Origin of the sequence: Planctomyces sp. SH-PL14 (assembly GCF_001610835.1) — a bacterium.
Classification (GTDB): Bacteria; Planctomycetota; Planctomycetia; order Planctomycetales; family Planctomycetaceae; genus Planctomyces_A.
This window is the reverse complement of the sequence record NZ_CP011270.1, coordinates 4,123,851-4,139,528: the sequence shown is the minus strand read 5'-3', so window position 1 is coordinate 4,139,528 and position 15,678 is coordinate 4,123,851. Positions and strand designations below refer to the sequence as shown.

Genomic DNA, 15,678 nt, shown 5'->3' with positions numbered 1-15,678 from the left:
CCCAGCAGGAGCTTCGCCCTCCCGGTTCCGGTGAACGTAGCACCAACTGTCCGGCCGCAAGCACCTCAAGTTCCCGCGATCCCGCAACACCCGATCTGCGACAACGTCCGGTGGCAGCGATATGATCGAAGAGACGATCCACCATCTGAGCCAGACCACAGGAGCCGCCATGTCCGCGTCGGCGGGGGAGTCACCGGGGGCCGCCTTCCGCCGTGCGGTTGAGGAGGAGCGGCCATTGCAGGTCGCCGGCGTCATCAACGCTTACTGTGCGCGGCTCGCCGAGGGGGCCGGGTTCCGGGCGCTCTACCTCTCGGGCGCGGGGGTCGCGAATGCCTCCTTCGGGCTCCCCGATCTGGGAATGACCTCGCTCGACAACGTCCTCGAAGACGCGCGGCGGATCACGGCGACGACGCGGCTCCCGCTCCTCGTCGACTGCGACACCGGGTGGGGAAGCCGGCTGACGATCGGCCGGACCGTCCGCGAAATGATCCGGGCAGGAGTCGCCGCGATCCATCTCGAAGACCAGGTCGACGCCAAGCGGTGCGGCCATCGCCCGGGGAAACGGCTCGTCCCGGCGGAAGAGATGATCGACCGCGTCCGATCCGCGGCCGAGGCCAAGACTGACCCCGCGTTCGTCCTCATGGCCCGGACCGATGCCGCGGCGGGCGAAGGGCTCGCCGCAGCGATCGACCGGGCGGGCCGGTACGTCGAAGCCGGGGCGGACATGATCTTCGCCGAGGCCCTGCGGACCGCCGACGAGTTCCGGCAGTTCGCGGCGGCGATCCCGGTCCCGATCCTGGCCAACATGACCGAGTTCGGGAAGACGCCGCTGCTGACGACCGACGAACTCCGCGCCGCGGGGGTCCGGCTGGCCCTTTATCCCCTCTCGGCCTTCCGCGCCATGAGCGCCGCCGCCCTGCGGGTCTACGAAACGCTCCGCCGCGACGGGACGCAGAAAGCGGTCGTCGACGGGATGCAGACCCGCGAGGAGCTGTACCGGGTACTCGACTACCACACCTGGGAGCAGAAGCTCGACAGCGGGCCGTAGGCGGGTCGGCCACCAAAGTGTCCTCCCACAGTATTCGAACCAGTCGATCGCGCAATCCGAGGAGACGACGATGAGTACGACACGTACCGGCGGTCTCGAAGGGATCGTCGCCGGCCAGACCGCCCTGAGCACGGTCGGTAAGGAGGGGGTCGGGCTGACCTACCGGGGGTACTCGATCGAGGACCTCGCGGAGCACGCCGGATTCGAAGAGGTCGCCTGGCTCCTCCTCCGCGGGGAACTGCCGACCGCGGCGGAGCTGGAGGGCTACCAGACCCGGCTTCGGGAACGGCGCGGCCTGCCGGGCCCCCTGCGGGACATCCTGGAACGGCTCCCCGCCACGGCCCATCCGATGGATGTCCTCCGGACCGGATGCTCCGCTCTCGGATGTCTCGAGCCCGAAGAAGACGGCCGGAGCGCGCTCGATGTCATCGACAGGCTCCTGGGCTTGTTCCCCTCGATGCTCTGCTACTGGCACCAGTTTCACGCGACCGGCGAACGACTCGACGTCGAGACCGACGACCGGACGATCGCCGGACACTTTCTCCGGCTGCTGCACGGTCGTCCTCCGGAGGAGACCGCCCGCCGCGCGCTCGATGTCTCGCTGACTCTCTATGCCGAGCATGAGTTCAACGCGTCGACCTTCACGGCCCGGATCGCCGCCTCGACGCTGGCGGATGTTTACTCGGCGATCACGGCCGCGATCGGGACGCTTCGTGGCCCGCTTCATGGGGGGGCGAATGAGGCCGCTTTCGCGCTGATCGAGGAGTTCGCCGACCCCGAGGCCGCCGAGCAGGGGGTTATGGAAAAGCTCCGGCGGAAGGAGAAGATTATGGGGTTCGGCCACCGGGTCTACCGGCACACCGATCCCCGCTCGACGATCATCCAGCGGTGGGCCGAGCGGCTCGGGCGGGAGACGGGGGACACGCGGTTCTATCCGGTCTCGGTCCGGATCGACGAGGTGATGCGCCGCGAGAAGAAGATCTTCACCAACCTCGATTTCTACTCGGCCGGGGCGTATCACTTCCTCGGGATCCCGGCCCCGCTGTTCACGCCCCTCTTTGTTTTCGCCCGCACCGCGGGATGGGGGGCGCACATTCTGGAACAACGGGCAAACAACCGACTCATCCGCCCCGACGCCGACTACGTCGGATCCCCCCCGCGGCCGTTCGTCCCGCTGGCGAAACGGACCGCCTCGGCTGGCGGGTGACCCGTACAATAGGAGCATTGATGTCTGCGGCTTCGAGTCACACCATGGCCTCGCTTCCGACCGACAGCGTCATCCAGCAGATTGCGGACTACACCGCCGCCGCCCCTCCCGAGAGCGGCGAGGCGTACGACACCGCGCGACTGTGCCTGATGGACAGCCTGGGGTGCGCCTTGCTGGCGCTGAATACGCCAGCGTGCGCGCGGATGGTCGGCCCGGTCGTCCCCGGGGCAACGCTGCCCGGCGGCGCCCGGGTTCCCGGAACGGAGTTCGAGCTCGATCCGGTTCAGGGGGCGCTGAACTTCGGCACGATGGTCCGCTGGCTCGACTACAACGACACCTGGCTGGCGGCCGAATGGGGCCACCCCTCCGACAACCTGGGGGCGATCCTGATGACCGCCGACTGGCTCAGCCGCCAGCGGCAACGCGGCGGCCAGCCGCCGATCACCGTCCGCGACATCCTCGGGGCGATGATCCAGGCGTACGAGATCCAGGGGATCCTGGCTCTCGACAACGCCTTCAACCGCGTCGGCCTCGATCACGTCCTTCTGGTCCGGATCGCCTCGACGGCGGTCGCCACCAAGATGCTCGGCGGAACGCGGGACCAGATCGCCGCGGCGGTGAGTCAGGCATGGCTCGACGGGGGTGCCCTGCGGACCTACCGCCACGCGCCGAATGCCGGTCCGCGGAAGAGCTGGGCCGCCGGCGACGCGACGAGCCGCGCCGTCCGGCTCGCCCTGTGGACGATGGCGGGCGCTCCCGGTTACGCCACGCCGCTGACGACGCCGACCTGGGGCTTTCAGGACAGCCTGTTCCGCGGCAAGTCCATCACACTCGCCCAGCCGCTCGGCAGCTACGTGATGGAGCACGTCCTGTTCAAAGTCGCCTACCCGGCGGAGTTCCACGCCCAGACCGCCGTCGAGGCGGCGGTGCGGCTCTCGCCCGGCGTCCGGGGCCGCCTCGACGCGATTCAGCGAATCGCGATCGAGACGCAGGAACCGGGGGTTCGGATCATCACCAAGAGCGGCCCGCTGCGGAACCCGGCCGACCGGGACCACTGCCTGCAGTACATGGCCGCGGTCGCCCTGCTGCACGGGACGGTCACGGCGGAGCACTACGAGGCCGAGGCGGCGGCCGACCCGCGGATCGACTGGCTACGGGAGCGAATGGACGTTGTCGAGAATCACGCATTCTCCCGCGACTATCTCGATCCGGGCAAGCGGTCGATCGCCAATGCGGTCCAGGTGTTCTTCACCGACGGCACGTCGACCGAGCGGGTCGAGGTCGAGTACCCCCTCGGCCATCGCCGCCGCCGCGCGGAGTCCCGGCCGGAGCTCCTCCGAAAATTCGAGCGGAACATGGCGTCGCGGCTGCCGGAGCCCGCCGTCGCGCAACTCGTGTCGCTGTGGGACGACCCGGCCCGCCTCGACGCCCTGAGTGTGTCGGACCTGATCGGGATCACGCTGCCGTGACGCTGTACGCATGAGGTCGCCGCCGTGAGATCGCAACAGCCATCGCCGCCCGCCTCGCCAGGGACGCTTCGAGAGCTGGTCGACCGCTTTCGGCAGGAGGAGGACCGTCTCCGCGAAGGGGGCGGAGCGGCGGGGCGTGAGCGGCAGAACCGGCTCGGCCGGCTGACGGCCCGCGACCGTCTCCGGGAGCTGCTCGATCCCGGGACGCCGGTCTTCGAGCTCGGCCTGTGGGCGGCGTGGCAGATGTACCCCGACTGGGGCGACGTCCCGGCCGCCGGCGTGGTCGCCGCGATCGGGACTGTCCAGGGCCGGTCGGTCCTGGTGGTCGCCAACGATGCCACGGTGAAGGCGGGGGCCTTCTTCCCGCAGTCCGTGAAAAAAGTCCTGCGGGCCCAGCGGATCGCGATGGAGTTCCGGCTGCCGCTGATCTACCTCGTCGACTCCGCCGGGGTGTTCCTCCCGCTTCAGGATGAGATCTTCCCCGACGACGACGACTTCGGGCGGATCTTCCGGAACAACTCCGTGATCTCCGCGATGGGGATCCCGCAGTACGCCGCCGTGATGGGGAACTGCGTCGCCGGCGGGGCATATCTGCCGGTCCTGTGCGACACGGTCCTGATGACTGAAGGGAGCCAGATGTGCCTCGCGGGGCCGGCGCTGGTGAAGGCGGCGATCGGACAGGTCGTCGATCCCGAGGAGCTGGGAGGCGCCCGGATGCACGCCGAGGTGAGCGGTACCGTCGATTACCGCGAGCCCGACGATCCGACCTGCCTCCGCCGGCTGCGGTCGCTCGTTGACCTGATGCCCTCCGCCTCTCCACCGGCCAGCGATGTCGGGACGGCCCGCCCCATCGAAGACGTTTACGACATCGTCCCCGGCACCTCTCAGGGGGAGTACGACGCCCGCGACCTGCTGGCCTGCGTTGTCGATCGGGAGACGCTCGAAGAGTTCCGCGCCGACTACGGTAAGACGGTCGTCACCGCCTTCGCCCGGATCGGAGGCCGCCCCGTCGGGATCGTGGCCAACCAGCACATCCGGGTGCAGACGGCGGCCCATCGGCTCCAGATCGGCGGCGTCCTGTACGAGGACAGCGCCGAGAAAGCGGCCCGGTTCGTCATGGAGTGCAACCAGCAGGACGTTCCGCTGGTCTTCTTTCAGGACGTCCAGGGCTTCATGGTCGGCCGCGAGTCGGAGCAGGCGGGGATCATCCGCTCGGGGGCCAAGCTCGTCAGCGCGGTGAGCAACTCCGTCGTTCCCAAGCTGACCGTGATCGTCGGGGGCTCGTTCGGCGCGGGGAACTATGCGCTGTGCGGCAAGGCCTACGACCCGTGGCTCGTCCTGGCCTGGCCGAACGCGCGGTACGCCGTGATGGGGGGCGATCAGGCGGCCGAGACGCTCCTGAGCCTGCGGGTCCGTGAGGCCGAACGCTCGGGGAAGACGCTCTCGGATGACGAGAAGCAGGCGATGCGGGAGGAGATCCGCAGCCGCTACATCGAGCAGACCGACATCCGTTACGGCGCGGCCCGCGGCTGGGTCGACGCCATAATCCCGCCGCACGAGACGCGGCTGTGGCTGAGGACCGCCCTCGGCCTGATCCCGAGCCGCCCCCGCCGCGACTTTCGACTGGGTGTGTTTCAGGTCTGATCCACAGGAGATGACGAGATGACCGCCCCGCGCTCTCCCCTCCGCATCGGCAACGCGCACGGTTTCTGGGGAGACCGGATCGAGGCGGCGGCGGAGATGCTGGCGCGGGAGCCGGAGCTCGATTACCTGACGCTCGACTTCCTCGCCGAAGTCTCGATGTCGATCCTGGCGGTCCAGCGGGAGCGGGACCCGGAGGCGGGGTTCGCGCGGGACTTCGTGGACGTCGTCGCCTCGCTCGCCCCCTACTGGACCGCGGGAGGCCGCTGCCGCGTCGTCACGAACGCCGGCGGACTCAACCCGCGGGGCTGCGCCGAAGCGTGCCGGAAAGCGCTCGAAGCCGCGGGCGTCACCGACCGAACAATCGCGATCGTCGCCGGCGACGATGTCCTGCCGATGCTGCGGAGCGACCTCGCGTCCAGCGCGGCATCCGACTGGGCTGACAATCTCGATACGCAACAACCGATCTCCGCGGTCGCGGACCGACTCATCACGGCGAGTGCTTACGTCGGAGCGGAGCCGATCGTGGACGCGCTGGCCCGCGGGGCCGACATCGTCATCACCGGCCGTGTCGCGGACCCCAGCCTGACGCTCGGTCCCTGCCGACATCATTTCGGCTGGAGGGCGGACGACTGGGACCGACTCGCCGGGGGGACGGTCGCCGGACACCTCATTGAATGCGGCGCGCAGGCCACCGGCGGGATCTCGACCGACTGGCTCGAGGTTCCGGACGTCGCGTCGATCGGGTTCCCGATCGTCGAGGTCGCGGAGGACGGAAGCTGCGTCGTCACGAAGCCCCGCGGCAGCGGGGGCCGGGTCACGGAGCTGGTCGTCAAGGAGCAGCTCGTCTACGAGATCGGGGATCCGGGCCGCTACCTGTCGCCGGATGTCACGGTGTCGTTTCTCGGCCTGACCGTCACCGATCAGGGAGGCGATCGTGTTCTCGTCACGGGAGCCCGCGGAAGCCCCGCGCCGGACCGGCTTAAGGTCAGCGCCACCTACCGCGACGGGTTCCGGGCGGCGGGGACGCTGACGATCGTGGGGGACTCCGCCCCGCTCAAGGCCTGCCGCGCGGCCGAAGCGGTATTCGAGTCCCTCCGCCGCCGGAAGATCACGTTCGCGGAGCAGCTGGTGGAGTGCCTCGGCACGGGGGCCTGCCGTATCGGGGGAATCAGTTCAACTGCAGAAGAGGGAGAACCGTCAGGCGACGCCATCGAGACGGTCCTGCGGATGGCGGTAGCCGATCCCGACCGGCGGAAGGTCGAGGCGTTCACCCGCAGCCTGACCCCGCTCATCACCGCCGGTCCGCCGGGCGTGACCGGCTACGCCGAGGGACGTCCGCGGGTTCACCCCGTCCTCCGCTACTGGCCCTGCCTCATCCCGCGGGAGCGGGTGGTTCCCCGGATCGAGATCCTCGCCGCGGCGACTCCGAAGATCGAGGTTGATCGACCGCCGAGTGCGCCTGTCCCTGCGCCGGTCAATCCCGTGTCCTCCCAGTCCAAGGCCACTTCGCGGCCCCCCATCACTCGGCCTCCCCGGCTCAGCGACATCGCCTGCGCCCGGAGTGGCGACAAGGGGACCGGAGCGAACATCGGCGTCCTCGCCCGCGCGGCCGAGCACTACCCGCGGCTCGTGGCCGAACTGACGGCGGACCGCGTGGCGGACTATTTCGGAGTGCCGCCCGTCCGGGTCCAGCGATACGAGCTTCCCCGTCTCCAGGCCCTCAACTTCGTGGTGGCCGGAATCCTCGCCAGCTCACTCCGGACGGACGCCCAAGGGAAATCACTCGGGCAGCAGCTCCTGCTGATGCCGCTGGCCGCTCCGGCCGTTTTCGAAGGATCGCTGTCATGACAGAGCCTGTGCTTCTCGTCGAGCATCCCAGCGATGCCCTCGCGATCGTCACGCTGAACCGCCCCGACCGTCGAAACGCCCTCTCCGTCGAGTTGCTGGAAGCGTTGTGCCAGACGTTCGCGGCCCTGGCCGACGAGCCGACGCGGCGGGCCGTGATTCTTCGTGGCGCGGGGCCGGTGTTCTGCGCGGGGCTCGACTTGGCGGAGGCGGACGATGTCGATGCCGTTCGGAAAAGTGCAGGCCGCACCGCCGCTCTCTTCATGCTCCTCATGACTTCACCGCTGGTGACCGTGGCGGCAGTCCAGGGGGGGGCCTACGCTGGCGGCGGAGGGTTGATGGCCGCCTGCGACTTTGCCGTGACGACGGAGGACGCCCGCTTCGCGTTTCCGGAAGTCCGCCGGGGGCTTCTCCCGGCGCTGATTTCTGTTGTCCTTCGTAACCGGCTCCGCGATTCCGACCTGCGCGAGCTCTTTCTGCTGGCGGAGCCCGTTGACGCCCGCCGCGCGCAGGCCATCGGCCTCGTCAATCGGGTCGTGCCGCGCGATCGGCTGCTGGAAGAGGCCCAGGCTTTGGTCGCAACGGTGCTCCTGGGGGGGCCGGTTGCGGTTCAGAGCACGAAAGCCCTCCTCCGACCATCACAGGGGGCTGACGTGAAGCGGGATCTCGGATGGGCGCTCGCGGCCCATGAAGGGGCTCGGACAGGTGACGAAGCCCGGGAAGGAATCGCCGCCTTCCGGGAGCACCGTCCCCCCTCGTGGCAGGCCCACTGAGCGGGGCAGGGAAAGCAAGAAGGCACCAAGACCTTTGTGCTCTTGGTGCCTTCTTCGTGTCCTGGTGTTGAACCGCTCGGCCTACCGCTTGAGCCGGTTCAGCCAGCTGTCCTTGGCCGGCTTACCGGAGGGGGGCTCGGGGGCCGGGGTGGGCGTCGCTCCGGCCGGAGTCGCGAGTCGGCGGATCTGCGCTTCGAGCTGCTGCTTGACGAGGTCGATCCGAGCCTGTTCCCGGGCGAGTCGCGCCCGTTCCATCGACTGGGCGTGTTCTTCCCGCTGGACCGCCTCGCGGAGCCGCTTGCTCAGCTCCACGAGCTGCGGCCGGAGGTCTTCCGGAGCGGAGGAGAGCTTCGACCACTCGATGTTGTGGAAGATCGCGTCGTCCCGCCGCCGCGCTTCCTGGACGAGGGAGGCGATGTAGGCATCGCGGGTCTGGACCGCTTCGGCCAGCTCTTCCCGCGACGCGAGACCGGTGTCGACGGGGACGGGGGGCGGGCTGCTGGTTTCGAGCGAGGCGGCCGCCGCCATGAGGAGCGGCGGAAGGGCCGGGGCTGCGGCCGCAGGAACGGCAGGAGCGGGTGTCGGTGAAGGAGCGGCGGTCGACTGGCCCGGGCTGGAGGGCGACTGGGCCAGCAGGTTGGCCTTCATCCGTTCATAGCTGGAGCCGCCGCTGGCCGGAGCGGCGCTGGAACTCACGCCCGGGCCGGTGGAGGAGCGGGCGATCTCGTTGAGACGCTCCAGGATCTGTTCAAAGTAGCCGGCGGTCCCTTCCCAATACTGAAGCGACTCGTCGACCCGCTGCGCCACCGCCTGCTGGGAATCGAGGATCTCCTTGATCCCGCCGGCAGACGCGCCACCCCCGCCCCCGCGGGAGTTGCCCTGCCGCTGGAGACGGTCGAGCTGGTCGACGGTCTCCTCAAGGCGGGCCGTGATCGCCTGGACGAGCTGCTCCTTGCCGTCGAGCTCGCCGTGGAGGCGCTGGATCTCTTCGGTCTGTTCCCGGAGGAGGTTCTGGACCAGCCCCACATCGGAAACGGAGGAATCAGAGGAACTCATAGCGCGGACCGGTGACGGAGAACCGCTTCACACGCATTTCCCGGAGGAAACGCGCCGAAGAGGCGGGATGGAGCAAATCACCGCAACCGTAGCCTGCGGGCATCACGCGGCACGATGCGGTTCGGCAACTCGCGTCAAATTGCAACGTCGCGCATCGTCGCGTTGGAGTTGTGCAGGTCGTGACGATTGCTTCGGGATCAACAGGCGCCGGCGACGCGAGGAACGGCCGGCGAACCCTCAGACTTCCAGCAAGCCCGATGCCCCGAGCCGCAGATTGCCCAGCAGGACGCCGGTTGCGGTCAGCTCGCGGAGAAGTCCTTCGACGAGGTCCGGCTTTTCACCGGAGGGAAGAACACCCCACGTATAGGTCTCGACTTCCAGGTGCGGCGCATACTCGAGAGCGGCGACCGCCCCGAGGGCCCGTTCCAGGTCCGGGCGGGTCGTCTTGAGCCGCCCGACGTTCACGGCGTTGACCGGGACGTGGAAGTGGACCCGCCAGCGCGGCGCGGCGGCGAACTCTCCGTCCGGGTTCCGGCAGAGTTCCGGCGTCAGGTCGACGACGTTCACGACGCGGCCGTCCGAGGAGCGGGCGAACGTCTGGTGGAGGTAGCGGGGCTCGACGAAGTTCGCCAGCTCCGCCCGGACGTCCGCTTCCTGCGGCGCGTCGACCTCGATCGCGCAGGTGATGTGGAGCTTGTTGATCCGGATCCCGGCCTGCGTGAAATCCCGGATCGACGCCGGAACGTCCTCGAACTCGACCGCCTGATGGCAGACGTCGTAGCAGACGCCGAGATGCCGCCGGACTGCCTCTCCGGCCCCTTGCTTGTCCGCGGCGTCCCGCAGCCGCCCGAAGAACGCGATCGTCTCGGCGGTCGTCTCCAGGACGCAGCACGGCTCCGGCTCGATGGCCAGCCGGATCACCTGGCCGGTGTCGTCGTGGAGGTTGTCGAGGAACCGCGCCAGGCGGATGAGCTGCGCGATGCATGCCTCCTCAAAGCCGTCACGTCCGGAGAGGGGTTTGAAGCCGAGCGGGACCGTCGAGATGCTCCCCTCGACTCCTTCGGGCATCAGTTCCGCCAGGACCACGGCGCACTCCTCCGTGTACAGCCGCCGGCGATCGTCGGTCCAGTCGGGCAGATACACGTTCTCCTTGACCCGCTCGGAGTGGAAATTGCCGTACGGGAAGGCGTTGAGCGTGTAGCAGACGAGCCCCTCGTCGCGGAGGGTTTTTCGCAGGGCGTCGAGCCGTGCCGGTTCGCTCCGCAGCTCACGGATCACCGGTTCGGGGAGCCACAGTCCGGCCGCCAGGGGGGCGTTCAGCTTCCGGCGGACCGGCCCCGTGTAGGTCTGGAGCCCGTCTTGGACGGCGGCCACGGTCAGGCCGGGGTGGACGTTGGTGCAATAGCTGAGCGGGAGCGTGGAAAGCGACATTCCGACCGTTAAGTCCGCGGGAGTCTGACGGGAAGGATCGAGGTGGGCCGGACCGCTTCGGTTGGCCGCCGTCCGTATGGGACGGCGCCGCAGACCGAGCCATCCGCCGACCATGCGAGCATGACAGCCAGCCCCCGGCGTGACAACGAATTGCGAAGAATTCGCCCTCACGTCATACTCTGTGGCAATGCTCCAGGAAGGACTGCGATGATTGCGACAACTCGATCCGCTGCAAAGGATTGCACGTCCACGCCTGCCCTCCCCGCTGCGGCGGAAGGGGGGGCTGCGCCGATCCGGATCGGCGCTGTCAGCTACCTGAATTCCAAGCCGCTGATCGAGGGACTGGCCGATCTTGTCCCGGACGTCCGGCTGATCCTCGACGTCCCCAGCCGTCTCGCCGACCAGCTCAGCCGCGGGGCGCTCGACGTCGCTTTGATTCCGTCTGTCGAAGCGTTTTCCGATCCGGACTACGAGATCGTTTCCGACGCCTGTGTGGCGACGCGGGGGCAGGTCCTGAGCGTCAAGCTCTACAGCCGCGTCCCGCTTGGCGAGATCAAGACTCTCGCGCTCGACCAGGGCTCCCGGACGAGCGCCGCGCTGACGAAGATCATGCTGGCCGAGCGTTACGGCGTGGAGCCGGAGCTGCATCGTCTGCCGCTCGGGAAGACCGTTGCCGATACGACGGCCGATGCGATTCTCCTGATTGGCGACCGGGCCATCGAGCCCCCCGCCGAGGCGTTCCAGGCAACCTGGGACCTTGGCGAAGAGTGGCTCCGCTGGACGGGGCTGCCCTTCGTTTTCGCCATGTGGGTGACCCGGAAGGGGGTCGACCTGGGGCGAGTCGAGGCGGGTCTTGGAGCCGCCCGGGACCTGGGGCTGGACCGGTTCCGTTCGATCGCCGAGCGCGAGGCGCCGCTGCTCAAGATCTCGGAAGAGACGGCGTACAACTACTTTGAGAAGAACCTGCATTTCCGCCTGGGCTCGGCGGAGCGGAGTGGTCTGCGTCTTTTCTCGCAGCTTGCGGCCCAGCGGGGTCTGATTCCGCCGAATCCGGAGTTGCGGTTCCGTGCGGTGCGGGAGCTTGAGGGTGCTGGTTCCCGGCTGCCGCGCACGGCTGCAGCGGCCCGCTGAAGCGCTGGCTCGGACCGCGTCCTCGCCGGCGCGGCGTCCATAGCTCAAACCCAACGTGCCACGGCAACCGGGGTCAAGGGGGTCACCCCTTGCCGCCGGAGGCACGTCCATGAGGAACCGTGGTACACAACGGACGGCCGCTTTGTGGTACCGGCGTTGAGGACTCCCTCAAAACACACCACTTACTTTGCAATCCCCGCGTCTTGAGGTGAAGGGGCATCCGGCACGTTGTCCGCGCTCGGACACGCGCTCCTTCAGACATCTCTCGACGGCCAGGCCTCCGGCGGGCAAAGGGGCGTTGCCCCCTTGCATCCCCCACCAGGGTGCCCCTGGACCCGGTTGAAGGGCGGCCAATAAAAAAGATCGCGGCAAGGTTTCGCCGCGATCTTCGGAAGCCTGTCACCGTGCCGAACGGGATTACCGCTTCAGCAGCTTCTTGGCCGCATCAATCACGGCCGCCGACGAGAAGCCGAAGAACGCCATCACGTCCTTCAGCGGAGCCGACGCCCCAAAGGAGTGCATCCCGATCGCCGTTCCATCAAGACCGACGTAGCGTTCCCAGCCGTAGGCCGCGCCCATCTCGATCGAGACGCGTGCCCGCACCGACGACGGCAGAACCTGCTCGCGATACTCCGGATGCTTCTTGCAGTAGTGCTCGAAGACCGAGGTCGACGGCATGCTGACGACGCGGGCCGCGATCCCTTCCGCGGTCAACTTCTCATAGGCTTCAACCGCCAGACCGAGCTCGGTCCCGGTACCGATCAGGATCACGTCCGGCTTGCCCCCCGGGGCGTCCGCCAGGACATAAGCCCCGCGGTGCAGGCCGTCGGCCGAGGCGTACTTCGTCCGGTCGAGCGTCGGCATCGCCTGACGGGAGAAGATCAGGGCCGTCGGCTCCTTGGTCTGCTGCATCGCGTGCTTCCACGCTTCGACCGTCTCGTTCGCGTCGCCCGGGCGGATCACCAGCAGCCCCGGAATCGCCCGCAGCGAGGCGAGGTGCTCGATCGGCTGGTGCGTCGGGCCGTCTTCGCCGACGCCGAGCGAATCGTGCGTGAAGACGAAGATCGACGGCACTTCCATGATCGCCGCAAGGCGGATCGAGTTGCGGCAGTAGTCGCTGAAGACCAGGAACGTCGCGCCATAAGGACGGACGCGGGTCACCGCCATCCCGTTGACCACCGCGGCCATCGCGTGCTCGCGGATGCCGTAGTGCATGTTCCGGCCGCCGTAGCTGGTGGCCTGGAAGCTCTCGGCCCCCTTGATGAGGGTCTTGGTCGACGGGGCAAGGTCGGCCGAACCGCCGATCAGCCACGGGACGTTCTTGGCGATCGCGTTCTGGGCTTCCCCCCCGACGTCGCGGCTCGCCTTCCCCTTGGGGTCGGCGGGATAGGTCGGCAGGCCCTGGTCCCAGCCGGCCGGAAGCTGCCAGGTCTGGATCTCTTCGAGCTCCTTGGCGAGCTCCGGATACTCGGCCTTGTACTTGCCGAACAGGGCGACCCACTCGGCGTGCAGCTTCTCGCCGCGGGCGCCGATCCCCTGCTGCCAGTGCTCGTACACGCCGTCCGGCACGTAGAACTTCTTGTCGGTCGGCCAGCCGTAGACCGCCTTCGTCAGCTCGATTTCCTTGTCACCCAGCGGCTCGCCGTGGGCGCTGTGGGTGTCCTGCTTGTTCGGCGAGCCCCAGCCGATGTGGCTGTTGACGATGATCATCGTCGGGGCGTCGTCGGTCTTGAGGAACGTCTTGTAGGCCGCTTCCATCGCCGCCAGATCGTTGCCGTCCTCGACGTGCAGAACGTGCCAGCCGTACGCCTTGAAGCGGGCGGCGACGTCTTCCGACATCGACAGGTGGGTGTGCCCTTCGATCGTGATCTGGTTGGAGTCGTACATCCAGCACAGATTGGCGAGCTTCAGGTGCCCGGCCATCGAGGCGGCTTCGGAGGAGATCCCCTCCTGCATGCAGCCGTCCCCCGCGAAGGAGTAGACGTTGAAGTTGAACAGCTCGTAGCCCGGCTTGTTGTAGCGGGCGGCAAGCCACTTGCCGGCGATCGCCATCCCGACGCTGTTGGCGACCCCCTGGCCCAGCGGGCCGGTCGTCGTCTCGACGCCGGAGGTGAAGCGGTATTCCGGATGACCGGGGGTCTTGCTGTGGAGCTGCCGGAACCGCTTGATGTCGTCCATGCTGACGGCCGGATCGCCGGTGACCGTCATCTCCTCTTCGACCCGCTTCACGCCGGTCAGGTGCAGGAGGGAATAGATCAGCATCGACGCATGGCCGGCCGAGAGGACGAACCGGTCGCGGTTCGGCCACACCGGGTGAGCCGGGTCGTACCGCAGGATCCGCTGCCACAGGACGTAGGCGTTGGGGGCCATCCCCATCGGCGATCCCGGATGGCCGGAATTCGCCGCCTGCACGGCATCCATGGCGAGCGTGCGGATGGTGTTGATGGCGAGTTGTTCGATCGACTGCTGAGCGGTGGATGCCGTGCTGGGAGCCATCGCAATTCCTGTGAGAGTGACGAGAACGGGGGCGGAAAAAAACGTCAGGGCCGGGAAAGCCGAAGCGGCGGGTGCCGCAGAGCGCGGCGAGAGTATAGCGACCGCGGGGCGGCGATGCTTCTCCCGGGGCCGGCTTTCGGCCGGTCGGGGCTCCGCGGCGGCGGGACGGTTCCGCTCGGAGCGTTCGATCCGACCTTACGGTTTTCTCACCCGTTCGAGATCTGGAGGACGCTGCGCAAAACGAACAACGGAGGGGGGATCCGCGCCGAGCGTCGAGATGAATCCTGTACACCTTCCGGATACGTTTTCTGAGAAGACGCTCGCACCGAGTTTCGTATCAACAGGGGCCACTGTGACATCGACGATTGGCGAGGGACTGCGTGACCGGAGACTCGGCGTCGCAATCGCCGTTGCGATCGTGGCGGCAGAGCTGGAGGTCGTTCGCGCCAGGCCGATCTGGTTCAGCGACGGGCGGTGGGCCCTTGCGCTGTCCGGGCTGCTGGCGATTGTCGCTCTGAGTCGCGGGAATCTGGCGACGATCGGACTGCGGCCTCCCGCCGGGGGCTGGGGACGGTGGGTTCGCCTTGGCGTCTATCTGGGGCTGCTCGTCGGAACGGTCTCGGCCGCGGTCGTGACGTTCTGGCAGTGGAGCGGGCATCCTTTCCCTCCGGTCCCGACTCGTTGGATGAGCCTCCACGTCCAATTCCTCCACATGTGCGTCTTCTCCCCTTTGCTGGAAGAAACGCTCTACCGTGTCGTCCTCTGCGTCCCGCTGGCGGCCTACAGCCCCGCGCTGGCCATCACGGTCAGTGGGGTCTCATTTGCGGCGCTGCACGTCGTGTACGGGAATCCAAGTCCGGAGAACCTGCTTGGCGGATTCCTTCTGGCGTGGGCGTATCTCCGAAGCGGATCGCTCGCCGTCCCGCTGCTGCTGCACTCCGCCGGCAATCTCCTCGCGATGATCTTTCAGGTCTGGGCCGCATCGTGGACCTGAGCCCCCCGCTCCGAGTCGCTGAACGTCCCACGTCGCAGTCAGCCGTTCAGACAGAGTTCATCACGATCAGGAGCGTGTCGAGGAAGCCCGGAACGAGCAGGACGACCGCCAGCCAGAAGACGAATGGCGACTCTCCGACGAACCAGTTTCGACGATTGAATCCCCGCAGAAGGTCGGGTGAGAGGGCTGCCGTCACGACTCCGACCCACACGAACACTGGGATCAGATCTCGAATCCCGGGATCGCTGTTCCGATACAGACGCGCCCAGCTGCCTCCCAAGACGAACATCACGGGGCAGCTGGCGAGCCCGTAGCCGATGCGGGCCGCCCACCGGCTCAGAGAGGTCCGCCACTCGGCCGGCTGGGAGGAAGATCGGATAGTCATTCCGTTGCTCGGGGCTTGCGAGTCATTCATGTCACTGCGGATGAGGCGGCGCTGTGAGGATCCTCCTCCGCCGCCCCCGACTCCTGGCTTTCTTCTGTTTGTTGCCGACGGTCCTCTTCCGCATCGAGAAGTCGAAACACCCGGTTGGCGAGGGAAACGAATCGACAGCCGTGGAAGCACGTCACCATCAACAGGAGTG

Annotated in this window: 12 protein-coding genes; 8 read left to right on the top strand and 4 right to left on the bottom strand. The window is 67.9% G+C overall.

Annotation, left to right across the window (positions count from 1 at the left end; genetic code table 11):
- Positions 1–169 precede the first annotated feature (169 nt).
- The 6 genes from prpB to VT03_RS15960 all read left to right on the top strand — a co-directional run bounded on the left by prpB (position 170) and on the right by VT03_RS15960 (position 7,986).
- Entirely contained in the window at positions 170–1,048 is an 879-nt protein-coding gene (gene prpB, locus VT03_RS15985) for a methylisocitrate lyase (RefSeq protein WP_075097146.1), read from the top strand.
- A gap of 70 nt (positions 1,049–1,118) precedes the next feature.
- Positions 1,119–2,255, top strand: a complete 1,137-nt coding sequence (prpC, locus tag VT03_RS15980) for a 2-methylcitrate synthase (protein ID WP_075093898.1) — start codon at positions 1,119–1,121, stop codon at positions 2,253–2,255.
- Positions 2,256–2,299: 44 nt separating this feature from the next.
- Positions 2,300–3,724, top strand: a complete 1,425-nt coding sequence (locus tag VT03_RS15975) for a bifunctional 2-methylcitrate dehydratase/aconitate hydratase (RefSeq protein WP_231870665.1) — start codon at positions 2,300–2,302, stop codon at positions 3,722–3,724.
- 24 nt (positions 3,725–3,748) lie between these two features.
- A complete protein-coding gene (locus VT03_RS15970; protein WP_075093896.1) occupies positions 3,749–5,368 on the top strand; it encodes an acyl-CoA carboxylase subunit beta in 1,620 nt (539 codons plus the stop codon).
- Between the two features lie 18 nt (positions 5,369–5,386).
- Entirely contained in the window at positions 5,387–7,216 is a 1,830-nt protein-coding gene (locus tag VT03_RS15965) for an acyclic terpene utilization AtuA family protein (protein ID WP_075093895.1), read from the top strand.
- On the top strand, positions 7,213–7,986 hold the full coding sequence (locus VT03_RS15960) for an enoyl-CoA hydratase/isomerase family protein (protein ID WP_075093894.1): 774 nt from the start codon (positions 7,213–7,215) through the stop codon (positions 7,984–7,986). The genes VT03_RS15965 and VT03_RS15960 overlap by 4 nt, the downstream gene beginning before the upstream one ends.
- Before the next feature lie 81 nt (positions 7,987–8,067).
- Here the strand turns inward: VT03_RS15960 and VT03_RS15955 are convergent, their stop codons facing one another.
- The gene (locus VT03_RS15955) at positions 8,068–9,042 is read right to left on the bottom strand and encodes a hypothetical protein (RefSeq protein WP_075093893.1); all 975 of its coding nucleotides are present in this window, start codon (positions 9,040–9,042) and stop codon (positions 8,068–8,070) included.
- Positions 9,043–9,279: 237 nt separating this feature from the next.
- Entirely contained in the window at positions 9,280–10,473 is a 1,194-nt protein-coding gene (gene eboE / locus VT03_RS15950; protein ID WP_075093892.1) for a metabolite traffic protein EboE, read from the bottom strand.
- A 207-nt stretch (positions 10,474–10,680) separates the two neighbouring features.
- On the opposite strand from eboE, the gene VT03_RS15945 reads away from it, so the two are divergent.
- Positions 10,681–11,604 carry a menaquinone biosynthetic enzyme MqnA/MqnD family protein gene (locus VT03_RS15945; protein WP_075093891.1) on the top strand — a complete coding sequence of 308 codons (924 nt, stop codon included), beginning with the start codon at positions 10,681–10,683 and terminating at the stop codon, positions 11,602–11,604.
- Positions 11,605–12,021: 417 nt separating this feature from the next.
- On the opposite strand, the gene tkt is transcribed toward VT03_RS15945, so the two are convergent.
- Positions 12,022–14,100: a transketolase gene (gene tkt / locus VT03_RS15940; protein ID WP_075093890.1), complete on the bottom strand. Its 2,079-nt coding sequence runs from the start codon at positions 14,098–14,100 to the stop codon at positions 12,022–12,024.
- A gap of 352 nt (positions 14,101–14,452) precedes the next feature.
- Between tkt and VT03_RS15935 the strand changes: the two genes are divergently transcribed.
- Positions 14,453–15,094 (top strand): CPBP family intramembrane glutamic endopeptidase, encoded by a 642-nt coding sequence (locus tag VT03_RS15935; protein WP_075093889.1) that lies wholly within the window; start codon positions 14,453–14,455, stop codon positions 15,092–15,094.
- 46 nt (positions 15,095–15,140) lie between these two features.
- Here the strand turns inward: VT03_RS15935 and VT03_RS15930 are convergent, their stop codons facing one another.
- A complete protein-coding gene (locus VT03_RS15930; RefSeq protein WP_156514540.1) occupies positions 15,141–15,479 on the bottom strand; it encodes a hypothetical protein in 339 nt (112 codons plus the stop codon).
- Positions 15,480–15,678: the final 199 nt, after the last annotated feature.

Coding starts and splice junctions, on each gene's coding strand:
- VT03_RS15965 (WP_075093895.1), top strand. CDS start 5,387: ATGACCGCCCCGCGCTCTCCCCTCCGCATCGGCAACGCGCACGGTTTC.
- VT03_RS15975 (WP_231870665.1), top strand. CDS start 2,300: ATGGCCTCGCTTCCGACCGACAGCGTCATCCAGCAGATTGCGGACTAC.
- VT03_RS15955 (WP_075093893.1), bottom strand. CDS start 9,042: ATGAGTTCCTCTGATTCCTCCGTTTCCGATGTGGGGCTGGTCCAGAAC.
- eboE (WP_075093892.1), bottom strand. CDS start 10,473: ATGTCGCTTTCCACGCTCCCGCTCAGCTATTGCACCAACGTCCACCCC.
- prpB (WP_075097146.1), top strand. CDS start 170: ATGTCCGCGTCGGCGGGGGAGTCACCGGGGGCCGCCTTCCGCCGTGCG.
- VT03_RS15945 (WP_075093891.1), top strand. CDS start 10,681: ATGATTGCGACAACTCGATCCGCTGCAAAGGATTGCACGTCCACGCCT.
- VT03_RS15960 (WP_075093894.1), top strand. CDS start 7,213: ATGACAGAGCCTGTGCTTCTCGTCGAGCATCCCAGCGATGCCCTCGCG.
- prpC (WP_075093898.1), top strand. CDS start 1,119: ATGAGTACGACACGTACCGGCGGTCTCGAAGGGATCGTCGCCGGCCAG.
- VT03_RS15930 (WP_156514540.1), bottom strand. CDS start 15,479: ATGACTATCCGATCTTCCTCCCAGCCGGCCGAGTGGCGGACCTCTCTG.
- tkt (WP_075093890.1), bottom strand. CDS start 14,100: ATGGCTCCCAGCACGGCATCCACCGCTCAGCAGTCGATCGAACAACTC.